This window comes from Bacillus sp. N447-1 (genome assembly GCF_022701035.1).
Taxonomy (GTDB): Bacteria; Bacillota; Bacilli; order Bacillales; family Bacillaceae_G; genus Bacillus_A; species Bacillus_A cereus.
Window position 1 is genome coordinate 1436919 of sequence record NZ_CP065509.1, and the last position, 16551, is coordinate 1453469.

Here is a 16551-nt window from a genome sequence, read left to right on the forward strand (position 1 = left end):
AGTCATTTTTATTTTATTAAGTCACATTTCCTTTTAGACAGACACATCCACTTGCTTTTTCATTACATGCTTCTTTACTCCAACTAATACAACTAACAATAAACCTACGCCTAATGTCATCATAACAATGCTAGTTGGCAACATATCTAATAATAATCCATACACAATCATACCGAGCGGTGCGATTGCAGTAGAAATTGTTTCAAGTAAACCGAAAACGCGTCCTAAATAACTTGGATCTGTCGTCTTTTGCAAATGTACTTGCATCGGGATATTTACAACCATCATTGATATACCAGTTAACATCATAAAAGCGATATAGTAAATAAAACTTGCTACTTTCGGGATGGTGACTACTAATGGAAACACTGTACATAAACTCAAGCCCGCAAATAAAAGCAACCCAATATAAACAGAACGAAAGGGATTATTCACTTCTTTACGTACTGATAACGCAATTGCACCAATTAACATCCCAACTGCTAACATTCCCTCTACAACACCGAGTTGCTTCGAAGATAGATGCAAATTTTGAACAATAATATATGGAAGTGAAACGAAAAGTGCACTCGCAAAAAAGTTTACCCCTACTGCAATTTTCATTAAACCATATATTTCATGCTGTCTTTTTACATATGAAAACCCTTCTTTTATACTCGTCAAGAAATGCTCTTTACTTTCAGCCATTTCTTTTTTGTATAAATCAAATACGATAAATAATTGCACAACAACCGCTAAAAAGAATGTAATGCTATTCAATAGGAAAAACGATTTAATTGAAAAGAAACCAAATACAACCCCGCCAATAATCGGTGCTAAAATATTTGATAAAGATGCTGCCGTCTGGTTCAAAGCACTCGCTTTTTGAATACGTCCTTCATCTACTAAACTTGGAATAGATGAAGTTAATGAAACAGAGTAAAAACTCGCACAAATTGATAATAATGCTGCTGAAACATAAATAAACAGAAGTGATGGCCCAAAAGTAGTTGCAAGGATAAACATAATAAACATTGTTAAACTACTTAACAAATCGGTACCGATGACAAGCCATTTTCGATTGACGCGGTCAGCTACAGCACCAGCAATTGGTCCACAGATTAGCCTTGGAATCGATCCACAAATAAGCGTAGTTGCAAACCCCATTCCTGAACCCGTTGTCTTTAATACGTATAATCCCATTGCAAACGTATAAATACCGGCTCCTAGCAAAGACGTCATTTTCCCAATCATCATTAAAATAATATTTCTCGTTGCAATCTTCATTCTTGAATCATGTTGTCCTATACTTATATCCCCCATTTTTGACACTCTCCCCTTAAAAGTTAAATTGTGTTAAACTTATTATATAATTAACTTTCCAATTTTTACAACAAAAAGTTTAATGACATTTAACTTTCTAACTATAAAGGAGCAATTATATGGCTACTCTCGGTGAAAAAATTAAAACGTTACGAAAAGAAAAAAAGCTTACTCAAACTGATCTAGCAGGTTCAGAACTCACAAAAAGTATGCTAAGTCAAATTGAAAATGGAAAAGCTACACCTTCTATGAAAACACTACAATATATCGCTGACAAACTTGAATGTGAAACAAGTTTTTTATTAGAAGATGATGATGTAGAAATTGTAGAACTCATTCAACAAACGGAGAAACTAATAAAAGCAAACAAGTACGATGAAGTATATGAGGTTTTACTACCGATCGTTCAAAAAGAGCTACCTCCCACTTTGAATACTGCTCGTTTATATAAACAGTTTGTAACAGCTGCGGCTAAAATGAAAGATTACAATATTGAATATTACGTTGAAAAGGCTACTTCTATTTTTGAGAAATATACGTTATACCGGGATAGTACGGAAACAAAATTAAAATTATCCTTTACGATATTCACACGTAAAAAATATGCTGAATGTTTACAACTTATAGCTAGTATCCGAAATGACTATGAAGAGAAACATTTAGAAATGGATCTCATTATACATATCGAATTATATTTATATGAAGCAATTATTTTTCTTGCATGTGGTGATTACGAACAATGTGAAAGTGTCATTTTAGATGCACTTGCATTTTCAAAAAAGCATCAAGTGTATTATAAAACAGATGAATTTTATCGTATTTTATCTTATCAAAAAGTAATCACGGCTGATAAAGAACAATATTTACATTACATAAAAAAATCAGAGCAATTCGCCATTTTTACAGAAGATAATTTCTCTGCGGCGGTTATTGATCTTTTAAAAGCTTTCTACTACAACACAATTGCTAATGAATATACAGTTGCATTAGAACATTTAGAACAATTTCGAGAAAAATTAAAAGATGAGCCAATTTTTCAAGATGATGGATCATATTATCTTGAAAAAGGAAAAGCTTTGTATGGTTTAAAACAATACGAAGAAGCTTTAAAAACATTGCAACGCGCTATCATACCAGATTATATAAACCATCCACTTGATCACGCACGACTTACAACAGCTGGGGCATATCGCGCTCTTTGTTATGTGAAACTTAATGATAAAAAAAGAGCTCTTGAAGAAGTAACAGAAGCATATGAAATCGTACAGTCCTATCCTGATTCCATCTTCACTTCATTTATTAAAGAAACATTACAAATAATACAAAAACTTTAAGAATGTCTCTAAATGGTATATTATTCCTCTTTTTTAGCAAAGATAATAATGATGGGAGGAATATAAATGAATATACAACGTGCAATAGAGCTTTCTGTGTCAGCAGAGCAAGCCAATGTCAGTTTTCAAGGCATGCCTGTTATGATTCAACACGTCGATGAAAGCAATGAAACCGCCCGCATATATGAAGTAAAAAACCCAGAACGCGAATTAACTGTTCCAGTTAATAGCTTAGAGGAAATATAAGAAATGCCACTTCTCTTTTGAAGTGGCATTTTTCTTCTTTCAGATTACTTACTATAAATTTCTTCAACCCTTTATTTTACATGAGCTGAAAAAATAAGAATTTTCTACTTCTTTTCTTTTTGTGACCTGCTAAAATACAAACTATGGATTAATTATTCGTACTATACATTAAGGAGGAAAAATAATGGCATCTACTTTAGAAAAAAACAAGCCTTATTATGCAGTTATATTCACTTCTAATTTATCAAATGATACAACAGACTATAATACCGTTGCCGAAGAAATGGAGAAACTTGCAAAGCAACAACCTGGATTTTTAGGTGTAGAAAGTGCACGAGGTAATTCTGGACTCGGAATAACAATTTCTTATTGGGAATCACTTGATGCGATTGAAAATTGGAAGAAGAACACCTTACATAAAGAAGCGAAAAAAAGAGGTCGTGAGCAATGGTATGAAAACTTCCACCTGCGTATTTGTCTTGTTGAGAAAGAATTTAAGTTTCATAGAGGTACTTTATAACTATGAAGGAAAAATTAGCTCTCGTTATTGTTCATGAAATATATGGTGTGAACGACCATATGCATCACGTTACCCAGCACTTTACTTCATCTCATATAGATGTATTCTGTCCTAATCTTCTACACTTACAACATGCATTTCATTACAGTGATGAAGAAAAAGCATATGAACATTTTGTAAATCATATTGGATTTGATGATGGAAAAAAGCAAATTGAAGAATTCATTTCTCATCTTTCTAGTAGTTATACACATATTGGACTTATCGGCTTTAGTGTTGGAGCTACCATCTCATGGCTATGTAGTAACAATCCGAAAATAGATTTTATTATCGGATGTTACGGTTCTCGTATACGCGACTATGTTCACATAAAGCCTACATGCGCTACATTACTTATATTCCCTGAAAAAGAATCTAGTTTTTCAGTATCCTCTTTCATTCACACATTGCAGCAACAAAAGAATCCTTTATTAGAAATCAAACAACTACACGGTGAACATGGATTTCTAAATCCGTACACTGAAAAATATAACGAGCACTCTACAAAACAAGCATACAATTTAATAGATTCATTTCTTGTAAAGTGAAACTTTAATCAGTGGGGGGGTATCCCCCACCTAATCTCTTTTCTTACGTTGAGTTTTAAGGTGTGGGTCTTACTGACCATGCGTGATAAAAACAATCTTATAAAGGAGACTCAAAATGACGCTGACATTACTCTTACTTGTTTTCATACTCATTGCCTTTATCTCAGCGCTAACTATCATTTTTAAAACCGTAAAAAAGGGATATTTTTCAACCGCCCCTACTTACAATCTATTATCATTTGCATTTTATTTTTTACAAATTGGATTTTATATGTAACAACTTTTTATTCGTTACTCCCCGAGAAAGTTAGCGAGTTCATATTCCTGCCCATTTGGTTTTTCCTTTGTATTTTAGGATTTATCGCTTTTTGGCACGAATGGAGAAATAATCGTGTGTTCTCGATATGTATTGTTTTTCTTTCCTTTATTAGTTTTCTATTTGGGCTGTTGTTGTTAGTTCTTTCGGGGATGTAATAGAAGAAGGAAGAAAAGCCAACTTTCAACTTTTCTTCCTTCTATGTTTACCTTTAGTTTTCACTGTCACTGATTCACAAGGTGTATAATATATTTGAGGTGTCGCCTTATCAACAAACATCATAAACGTAACGAAACCGATAATAAAGAAAATAAACAACGTTAACAAAATTGCTCCTATCGTTAAAAGTATCATAACACCACCCCTATATTTTTCATGTTATTACACTTTTCGCTATTATATGAGCGTAATCCTTTTTAGAAAAAGAAACGTAACAAAATAATCACAACCACTCCCGTTAATACTGTACCTAATAAACTACGAGTATATATCGCTACAAGAAATGTTGGAATTGCTGCGATAAGGTAATCCCACTGCATCGTCTCATGCATAAATAAAACTTGTGCTAAAAGCGCTGCTAATATCGCAATTGGTATGTAATTTAACCATTTTAAACCCCATTCAGGAATTTGTAGTTTGCTAAATACGAGTAGAGGTAAAATACGTGGCACGAGTGTAACAGCTCCTGCTGCTAGTAAAAGTAATAATACATCTAATCTCATTTCCATTTTTCAATCACCACTCCAATCGTCGCAGCTAGTAATGTTGCGATAATAACCGCTATACTATCTGGCATAAATAGGTGTGAAACGTATGCGATAATAATCGATACAATTGCAACACTTAAATGAATTACTAGTTTTGGTTTACTACTTATGAGCTGAAGAACAAATAATCCGATAAACATCGCTGGTAATGCATAATCCATCCCGTATGTATGTGGATCTGGTATCCACTCACCAAATAGCCCGCCAATGATAGTAGCAAGAATCCAGTTTAAATAAGCCGTTACATTTAGCCCAATCATCCATCTTTCGCCTAAATATCCTTTTTGCGCTGCATGCTGCACTGCGACGCCGAACGTTTCATCTGTAATTTGCGAACCAATAATGACGTTTTTTAATAGAGGTAGTTTCGTAAAGTACGGTGCGAGGGCAGCACTCATTAATAAATGGCGTAAATTAACAAAAAATACAGTAAAAATAATTGCGGAAGCAGGAGCACCGGCTGCATACATACCAGCTAATATAAATTGGGCAGAACCTGCATAAATTAAAGTGGACATAAATGCAATTTCAATGATAGAAAAACCTGCTGTTTTTGCAATTACACCAGCTGCTATACCGATGCTCAAATAACCAAATACAGTTGGTAAACAATCTTTTACTCCTTGCTGAAATGTATCATCGCTCTGCAAAGCTACATGTGCCTGAGCTTTACTCATCTCTATCATCCTCCATTCCTTCTAAAGTTCGTTTTCCTGTTACGACATGAACTAAATCTATATTTTCACGCCATAACGTATCTAACTTATCAGCTCCAAATTCCTTTGTGATTTCTTCAACCATAATATCGTGCCGCACATACTCTGTCGCAACGAGAACTAGCGCTGGGTCATACGTTGTAACGGCCCATGAAGTGCTATCATTTGAGAAGTTCGCAATTAATACTTCCTCTCCATCACGAGCAATAACAGTTAAATGACCACCCATTCTCTTTTCAACGACGTGGGGCGTCATATAATTATGATGAAACGTCGCTCCTATTTTTGTTTCTGGAGCTCCAAATAAGATTGAAAATATATGTACGCCTTCCTCTTCCTTTTGATGAATGTATGGCTCAATTTCATGCACTTGATCTTCCCATACAGAAATCCATAATTCTTCCTTAGCTCTACTAATTATATTGCATATTTCTTTTAAAACACGATCATTTGAGCGAATATGCGAAATTACATCTATTTGTCGCTCTTGTTCTAAACAATTTAGTTTCTCATCTAAAAATTCAAAGGACTTTTCAAAGTCTTTTCGCATTCGATTCATTAATTCGGTAGCTGGTACTGGTACATATTTCACTGGTTCAGAAGGTACAATATGCACCGCTCCTTTATCCATTAACTTACCGAGTACCTCGTAAATCATAGAACGAGGTACTCCTGTTTGTTTACTCACTTCATAGCCTGTTACTGGGGAATGTTTTAGTAGTCCAATATACGCTTTACATTCATACTGGGAAAATCCTAACTTTTGTAACTCCTTTATAATTTCATCCATCGGTAACCCCTCACAATCTAAATCGCCCTTACTTCAAAACGACGATTTTGCTTCCCTTTACTTTTTACTTTATCAATAACAAGTGTTCCTATTTCACTCGTATTTTTCACATGTGTGCCTCCACAAGCTTGTTCGTCTAAATTTTCAATTGTAACAATGCGGATTTCTTGGATAGTAGTTGGCAGGAGATTTATTGCTGTTTTAATCATTCCTACAGCATTTTCTGCTTCTTCGCGGCTCATATAACGAGTGGAAATTTCTTTATTTTGCTTAATAAGTTTATTCACTTCCTCAACAATTTCTTCTACTTCCATGCTCGATAACTCTTGTAACTCATTAAAATCGATACGTGCTTTATCAGGATAAATTTGATTTCCAGTGCATAGAGCTCCATATTTTTCATAAACAACAGCTCCGATAAGATGCAGTAAAGAGTGATGACGCATTAAATTATGACGTCTTTCCCAATTCATCTCTAATTTAACTGGACCTAATTTTACTTGAGCTTCATCTTTTATATAGTGAACTATTTCTCCCTGCTCCTTCTTTACTTTTTCAACCTCAAATACAGACCCATCTTGTACAATGACACCCGTATCACATTCCTGCCCTCCACCAGCTGGATAAAAAACTGTTTCTTTTACAAATACTTTATTCCCTTCTACTTTTATCACTTCTGTTTCACAACTCGTTTTGTATGCATCTTCTAAATATAATGCCGTTGCCATACTCTCACCTCTTTAGTAGTTATAGTTATACCTACTAATATAAAAAAGAAGCTCCGTAAAGTCAATTGATAATTCTGAAATTTAAAATTAATAAAAGACTCCTTTATTAGGAGTCCACTATCTCAATATTTCATTCGCTTCTTTTTCATAAATTTTATCAAATGACGTCATAACACGCTGTGATGCTTGAATCATCTTTTGATCTGTCATAAGATCTGCCATCTCTTTCGTCATATCTACATTTGAATTTTCTAGCATATGATTTTTTACTATTCCTGTTCCGTTCGGTAAATTAGCAATGTTTCCTTCTGCTAGTGTAAAGCTTTTGTTTTCACGTTGCACGAGACGTGCATTCGTTTCTGCATCTACTGTTTTTGTTTGCAAACGACCAATATTATTTTGTGTTACTTCATCATATAATGTACCGTCTGCTTGTACAGCAACCTTTGCTCCTTCTGGAATACGAATACGCTCATTATTCTCTCCCATTACGAAAGCACCAGATGACGTTTGTAAATAACGATCACTATTTAATGTGAAACTACCATCTCTCGTTAAAAACGTTTCATCATTTTTAGAAGTAACAAAAAATGATGTTGTGCCGGCCGCGCCGTCATCTAAAAAGAAATCTGTAGCGCTATTTGTCATTTGTATATTTCCTTGTACTAAATTCACATGCGTTGCAGCTGGTACTACAGCGTAATCGACCGAACCGATATTTGTTACCGCCCCATCTCCGCGGCGATATGTGTCTTGTACATCAAATACTTTAGACGTCATATTTTCTGCTTTAAATCCTGTCGTTTGAGCATTTGCAACGTTATTCGAATGAACATTAATGCGCTGCATGTAATTCATCATGCCCATAGAACCTATATAAAGACCGTTCATATTCGTTTGAATAAGGCAAGCGCCTTATTCTTCACCTCTTTTCTACGATGTTTGTAACATTTGTTTTGCTAAATGTTCAGCTGTAGCGATATGTATATTTTTCTTTATGTCTTGGCCATCTGTCATTAATACAATAGGAGCTGATGATACCGCTGGAATTTTCAACAATTCGCCACTACTTGCTGTTTCATCAAATTTCGTAAACACAATACCATCTATATGAATATCTTTAAAGTTTGTAATGATTTCAATCATATCTTTACTTTTCATAGAAGCTGATAACGTTAAACAAATATAATCTGGTTCTACTTGTCCCATCGTTTCAATCATTTCTTCCACTGTTTCTGACGTACGATAATTTTTCCCTGCTGTATCAATTAAAATATAATCGACGCGTGCTTCTTCTTTAAAATACGTAAGCGCTCTTGTCATTGCAGCTTCATCACGTACAGCAATTACTTCCGATCCAATTGTCTTTACGTTATCTTGCAATTGCTGCACTGTCCCTATGCGCGAATGATCTGTCGTTATAAAACCAACTGTTTTGTTCTTACCGTGAAATTGCCATGCCATTTTCGCCAGTGTCGTCGTTTTACCAACGCCAGTTGGACCGATTAATGCAATTGTTTGTACTTCTTTTTCAAAGACGTTTTCCGTATTGAAATGAGATTTCATATCTTCCAATATGTACCTGATAACTTCTTCTTCCGTAATCATCGTTGCATTTTCAAACTTTATTTTTAACTTTTCAGCATATGCATGAATGAAATATTGTTCCACATCGTTTTGTTCTAGCATCCGAATTACTTTTTGAATAATAAACGGTACAGATTCTTGGTTTTCTTTCTTTGTAACCACTTCTTCTTTCTTTAGTGGAACGACTTGTTTCACAACTTTTTTCTTTTTCGTTACTTCCGTTTCTTTCGTCTGTTTCACCACGACAATTCCTTTTTCAAACAGCTTTAATAGTTTCTCTTTTTTTCTTGCCCATTCTTCACTATTTCCTGTTTGCATCGCCGCGTATGACATAGGAGTCGTTACATTTTCTAAATTGTGCAGTACTGATTGAATTCCATTCGCCTTCACAATTTGTTCTGAAGGATCATTCACAACATCCATTAACTGTTCATGAAATTGAGCTGTACCTTCATTCACTTCTTCCTGTTTTTCTTCTGGAAAAGCAACTAACATTTCATAATCCTTTTTCCAAAAAAACGGTATATTTCGTTTTACACTTTCATCGACAACGTAATAATAATCTGTACCATATTGGTCAAATAACTTTCGATACAATTCATTTTTCGAAGCTGCTTTTATTCGCATTAACGCTTCTTTCTTTTCTGTACTTTCCATTACTTCACCCCCTACTATTCAATATAGGCAATTTGATCCACAACAATTTCTGGTGCTAATTCGCTAATACAAAGTACTTGTGCTTCCACTTGATAACGTTCTAGCAGTCTTACAATCGCAAATCTAAAATCTTTTCTACGTGTTAATAACACTGGTTCTCTTCCCATTAAACGTGCTTGTTTAAAGACGCGCTGCACTTGCTCAACGACACGTGTTTCTAAATCTAAATCCCAGTTTAATAAGTAACCTTGATATGAATTATTCACAACATCCGCATCTAACTCGATTGAATCAGAGAAGAGCGCTGCATATATTTTTCCGTCTGGATTTTTCGCATTTTCACAAATAACTTTTGAAATACATTCACGAACAAATGATGTCACACCGTCAACGTGGTTTTGATAAATTTCTTTGCCGTCAATAATACCTTCAATAATTGTTGGTAAATCACGAATAGAAATACCTTCTTTTAGAAGTTGTTTAATAACATTTTGAACGAGTGATAAATCAATTTCTTTCTTCTTAATCTCTTCTAATAGAACGCCATTATCATTTTCAAGCGAATTAATTAAATCTTTTACATGTTGGCGCTGAATTAATTCGTGAAGATTGCGTCTAACGACAACATCTAAATGTGTAATTAATATGCTAAGTGGCTCTAACACTTGATAGCCTTTCATTTGTGCATCTTGCACCATATGCTCTAAAATCCAATATCCATCTTCACCGAAAATTGGATCTTTCGCTGGCTCTGCATCTAAATCAGCCATTACGTTTGGCGTTTTCAATGCTAATAAATAACCTGATTTTAAAACACCCTCAGCCGCCTTCGCACCTTTAATTCGAATAATGTAACGTCCGCGTGGTCTAAAACTCGTATTATCTTTAAAGTTAATTCCAGGAACGTTAATACCAAGGTCAGTAATAATTGACTTCCTCATAAGAACAACTTTATCACGCGCTGTTTCCCCGTTAATTTTCTGCTTTACAAGTGCTGCTAAATCTAAACCGAGTTCTACTATAATTGGATATTTATCCGTAAATACTCCAAATGAATCTTCCACTTGTTGCAGTTGCTCATCTTCGCCTTGAATCATTTCTATTTCTTTTTGAAGCTCGTCTTCTTTTTCTTTCTTTATTCGATTTTTATTACGAATGCCTAAGAAGATAATCGTTCCGCCAACGAGTGCGAATGGTAGAAACGGTAGCGGAGTAAAAATACCCATTGCGATAAACAAACCACCGAGCGCATATACAACAACTTCATGTGCTAATAACTCTTTAAAGATTCCTTCCGTTACCGTATCCGGTGAACCATCAAATACACGCGTTACGATAATACCAGTTGAAATCGCAAGCATAAGCGATCCAATTTGGTTTACGATTCCGTCACCGACAGTTAACTGTGTATAATGAAGAGCCGCATCTGCAAAGCTCATTCCTTGCTGCATCATTCCGACAATTAAACCGAAAATAATGTTTACGAATAAAATGACAATCCCGAAAATAACGTCCCCTTTAATGAACTTCCCGGCACCATCCATCGCTCCGTAAAACTCTGTTTCCATATTTAATTTTTTTCGTTTTGCTTGTGCATCTTTTTCTGAAATAATACGCTGGTTTAAATCAGCATCGATAGACATTTGTTTCCCTGGTAAAGAATCAAGTGTAAAACGAGCTGCTACTTCAGCTGTACGCGATGCACCGTTTGCAACGATAAACTGGAATATGATTAATACGGTAAAAATAACGATACCAATTAATAAGTTTCCGCCAATTACGAACTGGCCGAACTCTTCAATAACATGACCGGCATTTCCGTCTGTCAAAATCGCTCGCGTCGTCGAAACGTTAATCGATACGCGGAAAATCCCGATTAATAACAACATCGTCGGAAATGACTTTAATTCATCCCACTCGTTAATACTTGTCGCTCGCATATAAATAAGTACTGACATACTTAGTAGAAAAACGATAATGATATCAAGTATAAATGGTGGAAGTGGAATTAAGAGCGCCACTACGAATGACGCTGCTAAAAAGATAGAAAAATAGGTTCTTGCAGAATCTATCTTAAACAAAGAGATCTCCTCCAAACGCGCTATTATACTTCAAGTTCGTTCGTCTGAATTAAATAGCGCATAACTTCAATTACAGCTACGTATAAATCTTCTGGAATCGCCATATCTTCCTCGACTTGATAATATAAAGAACGAGCAAGTGGACGGTTTTCCACCATTGGTATTTCTTGTTCACGGGCAAGCGTTCGTATATATAATGCGAGCTCATCTTCCCCTTTTGCAACGACAATTGGTGCTGCATCAACGTGTTTATTGTAACGAAGTACGACCGAAATATGAGTCGGGTTGTTTACAATAAACGTTGCGCCATCCATCTTCTTCGCAATTGTTCCTTGCAAGATTGCATGCATAAAGTTTTTTCGTTTCCCTTTAACTTGCGGGTCCCCTTCATTATCTTTATGCTCTTGTTTCACTTCTTCTTTTTTCATCTTAATATCTTGCTCGTACTCCCATTTTTGATAAATGAAATCAATAATAGAAAGAACGATTAAAATAATTAAAATTGCTAAGAAAATAAATTTAATTTCCCTAATAATTTCAGTAAGTGATGCAGTCCAGTTAAATCCAATCATACTGACAATTTTCTCTAAATTCTTTTTAAAGAGAACGTAAGCGACGTAACCGATTAATCCCATATAAAACAGTGATTTCAAAATATCTACTAAACTTTTACGACTAAACAGTCTCGTAAAATAGTTTTTCGGATTAATACGTGACGCTTTCGGTTTAATGACTTTAGAAGAAAATAGGAAGCCTACTTGAATCATATAATTGAATAAATGAAAAGCGTATACGAGTATTAATATCGGAGCTGATACTTTCAGTAATAAAATCCCCATTAAATAAAAATACTCGGTTGAATCTGTATTTTTTCCAATTTGATCAAACAGCACCGCTACGGAATTTGCAATCTCATACCCTAGCCAATCTCCGAAGAAATAAACGACAACTGCTAATACGAGAATGGAAAATAAATTATTTAAATCTTTACTCCGGGCAATATTCCCTTCTTCACGCGATTTTTTACGCTTCTGCGGGGTGGCCTTTTCTGTTTTATTATCCTTTGCCATGCGCGTCCCCCTACTTCGTTAAGAAAAAGTTAAATAGTTTCGTATATTCTTCAAGTAATACATCCGTCATATTTTTAAACACATAACCGAGCATCGGTACACTCATCGCAATAAACAAAATACCACATGTAATTTTAATTACGTATGCATTCATAAAAACGTTTAATTGCGGAGCGTTTTTTGCAATTAAAATTAGAACAAAGTTAATGATGAATAAACTTCCCATAAGCGGAAGAGCAATTTCAACCGCTGATGTGATCGCAAATAATAGCGTTGCGAGTAGACTATCTAAGAAACTAGTCGTCAGCAATTTTGAAATCGCCTCTGTATATTGAAACGACTTTAAAATCGTGGCAACGAAATAATTAATGCCGCCAAGTGAAATAAAAATAATGAGAAAAAATATATCAAAAATGGTTGATAGTAAAGTAGACTGTGAGCCCGCATTTACATCAAACAAACTTGCTTGTGATAAACCGATATCAAAGTCTAAAATATGCCCGGCCATTTTCGGAATGTTCCACAGCATTTCTACAATTTTTGAAAGTGATAATCCAATTACAATTTGCGTTCCTGCATAAGCTGCAACGTCCCAAACTGTCTTGATGTGAGAGACATCCACTTGATCAGCCACTGTAATTGAAAGAGCAAGTCCAACAGTAACCTTCGCCATTGCTGGAATGGATCGGCCTGAGAAAAACGGTAAAAAATATAAAAATGAAGTAATGCGACAAAACGCAAAAAACGTTGCCGCCCATAATTCCATATTCATTTCAGTTCACCTATCTTAGTATGAACGCAATAGCGATGGGATTTTATCAAATAAATCTAAAATAAGCATCGTTAACTCTTGGAACATCCACGGACCTAAAATGATAATAACGAGCACAATACTCGCCATTTTCGGTAAAAACGTCAGCGTTTGTTCTTGAATTTGCATCATTGCCATAATAACCGCGATAATAATAACGACAATCAGACTTACAACGGCAATCGGCATTAAAATCATAACCCCTTTATAAAAAAAGGTTTGGAAAATATCTATAATTGGTGACGTATTCATTTATATGACTCCTATCACATAGCATCAAACGCTTCAGGCGACCGTCTTAAACATAATATCGACAATTTTTGTATATCCACCTAAATATACGAAAACGAGTATTTTAAACGGTAAACTTAAAATCATCGGCGGTACCATCATCATCCCGAGGTACATTAAAAGTGTACTAATAATCAAATCTATAAATACAAACGCTAAATAAATGAACATCCCTGTTAGTAAACCTTTTTGAATTTGCGTTAACGTAAAGGATGGTACAAGTGTAAATAAGGAAAGATCTTTCAAATCTTTCGGCAACTCTTCTCCGCGTACTTTCAGCATCATTTTCAAATCATGCTTATACGTATGCTTTGACATATATTCTTTCATAATAGGAGCTGTCGTTTCCGCAGCTTGGCTTACTGTTATTTTCTCTTTCGTCATCGGATCCCACACATCGCTCTTCAGTTGCCCGAGTACAGGCTGCATCGTAAAGAGTGATAAAAATAATGCAAGTCCAACAAGCACTTGGTTTGGTGGTAAATTCATTACCCCAAGTCCTTGACGTGTAATCCCAAGAACGATCATAAAATAAGTAAAATGTGTAAATAATAGAACGATAGAAGAAGATAATGATAAAAGGGTAACGAGCGCAAATAGTTGTACACTTGAATTACTCGTAAACTCTTTTCCATTTTCGAAATTAATAAAACCGTTCGGGGCCGCATACGCTGGATTTACAAAAATAATTGAAAAAACGATAGAAAATACGAAAATAACGGCTAATAATGATAACTGTTTCTTTATTCTCATGATGGATCCTCTACTTTTTTCGTTTCAGTCTTCACCGCGTCTTCTAGTGCTTGTTGAAACTGATTTCCTGTTCCGGTTAATTGCACAGACTGCACACCGTTATTACTAATAACAGTGAACACTTGCTTTCCGTCCACTTCAAATAAAAAGGCACTCGTTTGATGATTTAAATACACGCCGTCTTTTACTTGAATATGGCCATTTTCACCCTGCTTAAAAAACTGCTGTTTGCGCGTCTTTTTCGTCATATAATATGCACCGTAACCGAGCGCACCAAACAGTAAAACGACTTGAAATAAGGTCGTCATATACGACATATGACTCCTCCTCTACTCTTTATCTTGCATTTGACTTTGCGCTTTCATAAGCGCCGCTTGTTTCTTATCAGCTTCAATTTCAGAAATGATAATACCGAATTTCTCGTCCATTACGATTGCTTCACCGATGCCGACTTTCATATTACTTAAATACACATCTACTTTATGTCCTAAGTTTTTCTCTACTTCAAGAACATCGCCAACTTTTAACTGCTTTACATCACCAAGCGTAATAGATGACTTTCCAAGCTTTACACCAAGTTCAATCGAAATATCTGAAACAGTATCGATATGTGCTTTGCCTGCTTCATTTCGCTTTCCTGCAAAATCTTCTAATCCCATTAATGACACGGGAGATACTTCATGCTTCATATGGATCCTCCTACTCTACAAAACTTTTAAATAGGAGCGCCTTACGCGTTCCATCTTTTCCAATAAAACAATTAAATTTATGCTTTCCATCTACATAACCAAGTAATTCATCCGAAACTTTCGTATGAAGCGGAATAATATCGCCTTCTTCAATTTGTTCAATCTCACTCATTGTCATTTTCTGCTCACCAATTGCAACGTGAACAGGTTTGTACACTTGATTTACTTTCATTTCCACTTCAGACGTATACTTTTTACGCTTGTCTGAAGAATGTTCGACAATATTTTCAGACGTTAACTTATCCATAATTTCTTCAACAGATAAGAATGGAATTCCGATACGCACCGTCGTATTCCAAAACTCTGTTTTCATATTTACGTTAAGTAATGAAATGATATCGCTCGCTGTCGTAATCTTTAATGCATTTGGATCTGTTTCTGTCGTTACAAATTTCGGTTCAATCGCAACAACACTTTCAAATGATTGCTCTAAATTTTTACAAAGAAGCAAGAATATATTATCAAGCGTTAAAAACTCAAATGCTGTTAACGGTCTGCGCATCGTAAAGTTACGCTTACTATCTCCGCCAAGCCAACATTCATGAATATAAATAACGAATGCTAAATCAATCTCAATAACAATTTCTCCAAGCTCTGGCAAACCGAGATCAATCACGCAATATAAATAATAATCTTTCGGCATTTTCTCCACATACTCACTCGTAAATGGAACTTGCTCAACTGTTGAAGGCTCTAGTTCAATTGGAATACGCATACGCGCTGATAACGTCTGTGACGTCTGTTTTCCAAACGTAGAAGCAATCGCTTGCAAACTACGTAAATGCTCAACACCGAACTTCTCTGGTCTATTAAAATCATACTCTTGAAATTTCTCTTGCTTTCCTGCTTCTTGTGCGAAAGCTGGCATTTCCTCGCCTTCATTTACCGCCTTCAGCAGGGCATCAATTTGCTCTTGGCTTAATTTTTCGCCACTCATGACAATCCCCTTCCCTACCTTTTCAATTCAACGATTTCAACGTACATCTTCCCATTCTTCGTCAAAATCTTTCCGGTTCCAATCTCTTCATTCTCAAGCATAAGACGCACCGTATTTTTCGTTGAATTTTCAAGACGATACAATGTACCTTTCGTAATATGAAGCAGATCTTCAATTTTCTTTTTCGTATTTCCGATTTCAAAATAAATTGTTAACGGAATATCATCTTGTAATTTCAAATCTAGCCAACTCCCATATCATGTTCACGAAAATTTCATGTTCTCTCTATATATGAAACTTCTTATTTTG

General features: G+C 35.2%; 21 protein-coding genes and 1 pseudogene. 5 read left to right on the forward strand and 17 right to left on the reverse strand.

Translation table 11 applies throughout. From position 1 onward, the window contains the following. Positions 1-33 precede the first annotated feature (33 nt). Entirely contained in the window at positions 34-1302 is a 1269-nt protein-coding gene (locus IQ781_RS07050) for an MFS transporter (protein ID WP_063220006.1), read from the reverse strand. A gap of 119 nt (positions 1303-1421) precedes the next feature. On the opposite strand from IQ781_RS07050, the gene IQ781_RS07055 reads away from it, so the two are divergent. The 5 genes and pseudogenes from IQ781_RS07055 (at position 1422) to IQ781_RS07075 (ending at position 4463) form a co-directional block, all read left to right on the forward strand. Then, the gene (locus tag IQ781_RS07055; protein ID WP_000212380.1) at positions 1422-2636 is read left to right on the forward strand and encodes a transcriptional regulator; all 1215 of its coding nucleotides are present in this window, start codon (positions 1422-1424) and stop codon (positions 2634-2636) included. A 66-nt stretch (positions 2637-2702) separates the two neighbouring features. After that, entirely contained in the window at positions 2703-2882 is a 180-nt protein-coding gene (locus IQ781_RS07060; protein ID WP_001025733.1) for an H-type small acid-soluble spore protein, read from the forward strand. Between the two features lie 184 nt (positions 2883-3066). Next, complete coding sequence (locus IQ781_RS07065) at positions 3067-3402, forward strand: antibiotic biosynthesis monooxygenase family protein (RefSeq protein ID WP_000168851.1); 336 nt, start codon at positions 3067-3069, stop codon at positions 3400-3402. A 2-nt stretch (positions 3403-3404) separates the two neighbouring features. Further along, entirely contained in the window at positions 3405-3989 is a 585-nt protein-coding gene (locus IQ781_RS07070) for a dienelactone hydrolase family protein (RefSeq protein WP_139847006.1), read from the forward strand. Between the two features lie 115 nt (positions 3990-4104). Beyond that, a pseudogene (locus tag IQ781_RS07075) lies at positions 4105-4463 on the forward strand (hypothetical protein). Positions 4464-4488: 25 nt separating this feature from the next. Here IQ781_RS07075 and IQ781_RS07080 read toward each other — a convergent pair. The 16 genes from IQ781_RS07080 to IQ781_RS07155 all read right to left on the reverse strand — a co-directional run bounded on the left by IQ781_RS07080 (position 4489) and on the right by IQ781_RS07155 (position 16481). Then, the gene (locus tag IQ781_RS07080) at positions 4489-4659 is read right to left on the reverse strand and encodes a DUF3951 domain-containing protein (protein ID WP_000602244.1); all 171 of its coding nucleotides are present in this window, start codon (positions 4657-4659) and stop codon (positions 4489-4491) included. Positions 4660-4721: 62 nt separating this feature from the next. Next, positions 4722-5033: an AzlD domain-containing protein gene (locus IQ781_RS07085; RefSeq protein WP_000425954.1), complete on the reverse strand. Its 312-nt coding sequence runs from the start codon at positions 5031-5033 to the stop codon at positions 4722-4724. Then, a complete protein-coding gene (locus IQ781_RS07090) occupies positions 5024-5749 on the reverse strand; it encodes an AzlC family ABC transporter permease (protein WP_016124352.1) in 726 nt (241 codons plus the stop codon). Before IQ781_RS07090 ends, IQ781_RS07085 begins: the two co-directional genes overlap by 10 nt. Further along, positions 5742-6578: a TrmB family transcriptional regulator gene (locus tag IQ781_RS07095; RefSeq protein ID WP_000343360.1), complete on the reverse strand. Its 837-nt coding sequence runs from the start codon at positions 6576-6578 to the stop codon at positions 5742-5744. The genes IQ781_RS07090 and IQ781_RS07095 overlap by 8 nt, the downstream gene beginning before the upstream one ends. 17 nt (positions 6579-6595) lie before the next feature. Further along, complete coding sequence (locus IQ781_RS07100; RefSeq protein WP_000179556.1) at positions 6596-7306, reverse strand: alanyl-tRNA editing protein; 711 nt, start codon at positions 7304-7306, stop codon at positions 6596-6598. A 117-nt stretch (positions 7307-7423) separates the two neighbouring features. Continuing rightward, positions 7424-8197, reverse strand: a complete 774-nt coding sequence (locus tag IQ781_RS07105) for a flagellar basal-body rod protein FlgG (RefSeq protein ID WP_001013935.1) — start codon at positions 8195-8197, stop codon at positions 7424-7426. A gap of 42 nt (positions 8198-8239) precedes the next feature. Continuing rightward, entirely contained in the window at positions 8240-9550 is a 1311-nt protein-coding gene (gene flhF, locus IQ781_RS07110; protein WP_000446167.1) for a flagellar biosynthesis GTPase FlhF, read from the reverse strand. Between the two features lie 14 nt (positions 9551-9564). Beyond that, the gene (flhA, locus tag IQ781_RS07115; protein WP_000472534.1) at positions 9565-11631 is read right to left on the reverse strand and encodes a flagellar biosynthesis protein FlhA; all 2067 of its coding nucleotides are present in this window, start codon (positions 11629-11631) and stop codon (positions 9565-9567) included. 23 nt (positions 11632-11654) lie between these two features. Then, on the reverse strand, positions 11655-12701 hold the full coding sequence (gene flhB / locus IQ781_RS07120; protein WP_001040112.1) for a flagellar type III secretion system protein FlhB: 1047 nt from the start codon (positions 12699-12701) through the stop codon (positions 11655-11657). A 10-nt stretch (positions 12702-12711) separates the two neighbouring features. Next, positions 12712-13473, reverse strand: coding sequence for a flagellar biosynthetic protein FliR (locus IQ781_RS07125; protein WP_001055718.1), 762 nt, complete (start codon positions 13471-13473; stop codon positions 12712-12714). Between the two features lie 15 nt (positions 13474-13488). After that, on the reverse strand, positions 13489-13764 hold the full coding sequence (locus IQ781_RS07130) for a flagellar biosynthetic protein FliQ (RefSeq protein ID WP_001098080.1): 276 nt from the start codon (positions 13762-13764) through the stop codon (positions 13489-13491). A gap of 33 nt (positions 13765-13797) precedes the next feature. Next, positions 13798-14556 (reverse strand): flagellar type III secretion system pore protein FliP, encoded by a 759-nt coding sequence (locus tag IQ781_RS07135; protein WP_001220582.1) that lies wholly within the window; start codon positions 14554-14556, stop codon positions 13798-13800. Beyond that, entirely contained in the window at positions 14553-14873 is a 321-nt protein-coding gene (locus tag IQ781_RS07140) for a hypothetical protein (protein ID WP_000121178.1), read from the reverse strand. Before IQ781_RS07140 ends, IQ781_RS07135 begins: the two co-directional genes overlap by 4 nt. Before the next feature lie 12 nt (positions 14874-14885). Beyond that, positions 14886-15245 carry a flagellar motor switch protein FliN gene (gene fliN, locus IQ781_RS07145; protein WP_000680010.1) on the reverse strand — a complete coding sequence of 120 codons (360 nt, stop codon included), beginning with the start codon at positions 15243-15245 and terminating at the stop codon, positions 14886-14888. 10 nt (positions 15246-15255) lie between these two features. After that, positions 15256-16242, reverse strand: coding sequence for a flagellar motor switch protein FliM (fliM, locus tag IQ781_RS07150; protein ID WP_016117526.1), 987 nt, complete (start codon positions 16240-16242; stop codon positions 15256-15258). Between the two features lie 14 nt (positions 16243-16256). Then, entirely contained in the window at positions 16257-16481 is a 225-nt protein-coding gene (locus IQ781_RS07155) for a flagellar motor switch protein FliN (protein WP_000775712.1), read from the reverse strand. Positions 16482-16551: the final 70 nt, after the last annotated feature.

Excerpts from the sequence above, each read along its gene's own strand:
- IQ781_RS07090 (WP_016124352.1), bottom strand. The coding sequence starts at position 5,749 with ATGAGTAAAGCTCAGGCACATGTAGCTTTGCAGAGCGATGATACATTT.
- fliM (WP_016117526.1), bottom strand. The coding sequence starts at position 16,242 with ATGAGTGGCGAAAAATTAAGCCAAGAGCAAATTGATGCCCTGCTGAAG.
- IQ781_RS07055 (WP_000212380.1), top strand. The coding sequence starts at position 1,422 with ATGGCTACTCTCGGTGAAAAAATTAAAACGTTACGAAAAGAAAAAAAG.
- flhB (WP_001040112.1), bottom strand. The coding sequence starts at position 12,701 with ATGGCAAAGGATAATAAAACAGAAAAGGCCACCCCGCAGAAGCGTAAA.
- IQ781_RS07065 (WP_000168851.1), top strand. The coding sequence starts at position 3,067 with ATGGCATCTACTTTAGAAAAAAACAAGCCTTATTATGCAGTTATATTC.
- IQ781_RS07130 (WP_001098080.1), bottom strand. The coding sequence starts at position 13,764 with ATGAATACGTCACCAATTATAGATATTTTCCAAACCTTTTTTTATAAA.
- IQ781_RS07125 (WP_001055718.1), bottom strand. The coding sequence starts at position 13,473 with ATGAATATGGAATTATGGGCGGCAACGTTTTTTGCGTTTTGTCGCATT.
- IQ781_RS07095 (WP_000343360.1), bottom strand. The coding sequence starts at position 6,578 with ATGGATGAAATTATAAAGGAGTTACAAAAGTTAGGATTTTCCCAGTAT.
- IQ781_RS07070 (WP_139847006.1), top strand. The coding sequence starts at position 3,405 with ATGAAGGAAAAATTAGCTCTCGTTATTGTTCATGAAATATATGGTGTG.
- IQ781_RS07100 (WP_000179556.1), bottom strand. The coding sequence starts at position 7,306 with ATGGCAACGGCATTATATTTAGAAGATGCATACAAAACGAGTTGTGAA.
- fliN (WP_000680010.1), bottom strand. The coding sequence starts at position 15,245 with ATGAAGCATGAAGTATCTCCCGTGTCATTAATGGGATTAGAAGATTTT.
- IQ781_RS07105 (WP_001013935.1), bottom strand. The coding sequence starts at position 8,197 with ATGAACGGTCTTTATATAGGTTCTATGGGCATGATGAATTACATGCAG.
- flhF (WP_000446167.1), bottom strand. The coding sequence starts at position 9,550 with ATGGAAAGTACAGAAAAGAAAGAAGCGTTAATGCGAATAAAAGCAGCT.
- IQ781_RS07080 (WP_000602244.1), bottom strand. The coding sequence starts at position 4,659 with ATGATACTTTTAACGATAGGAGCAATTTTGTTAACGTTGTTTATTTTC.
- IQ781_RS07135 (WP_001220582.1), bottom strand. The coding sequence starts at position 14,556 with ATGAGAATAAAGAAACAGTTATCATTATTAGCCGTTATTTTCGTATTT.
- IQ781_RS07085 (WP_000425954.1), bottom strand. The coding sequence starts at position 5,033 with ATGGAAATGAGATTAGATGTATTATTACTTTTACTAGCAGCAGGAGCT.
- IQ781_RS07060 (WP_001025733.1), top strand. The coding sequence starts at position 2,703 with ATGAATATACAACGTGCAATAGAGCTTTCTGTGTCAGCAGAGCAAGCC.
- IQ781_RS07050 (WP_063220006.1), bottom strand. The coding sequence starts at position 1,302 with ATGGGGGATATAAGTATAGGACAACATGATTCAAGAATGAAGATTGCA.
- IQ781_RS07140 (WP_000121178.1), bottom strand. The coding sequence starts at position 14,873 with ATGTCGTATATGACGACCTTATTTCAAGTCGTTTTACTGTTTGGTGCG.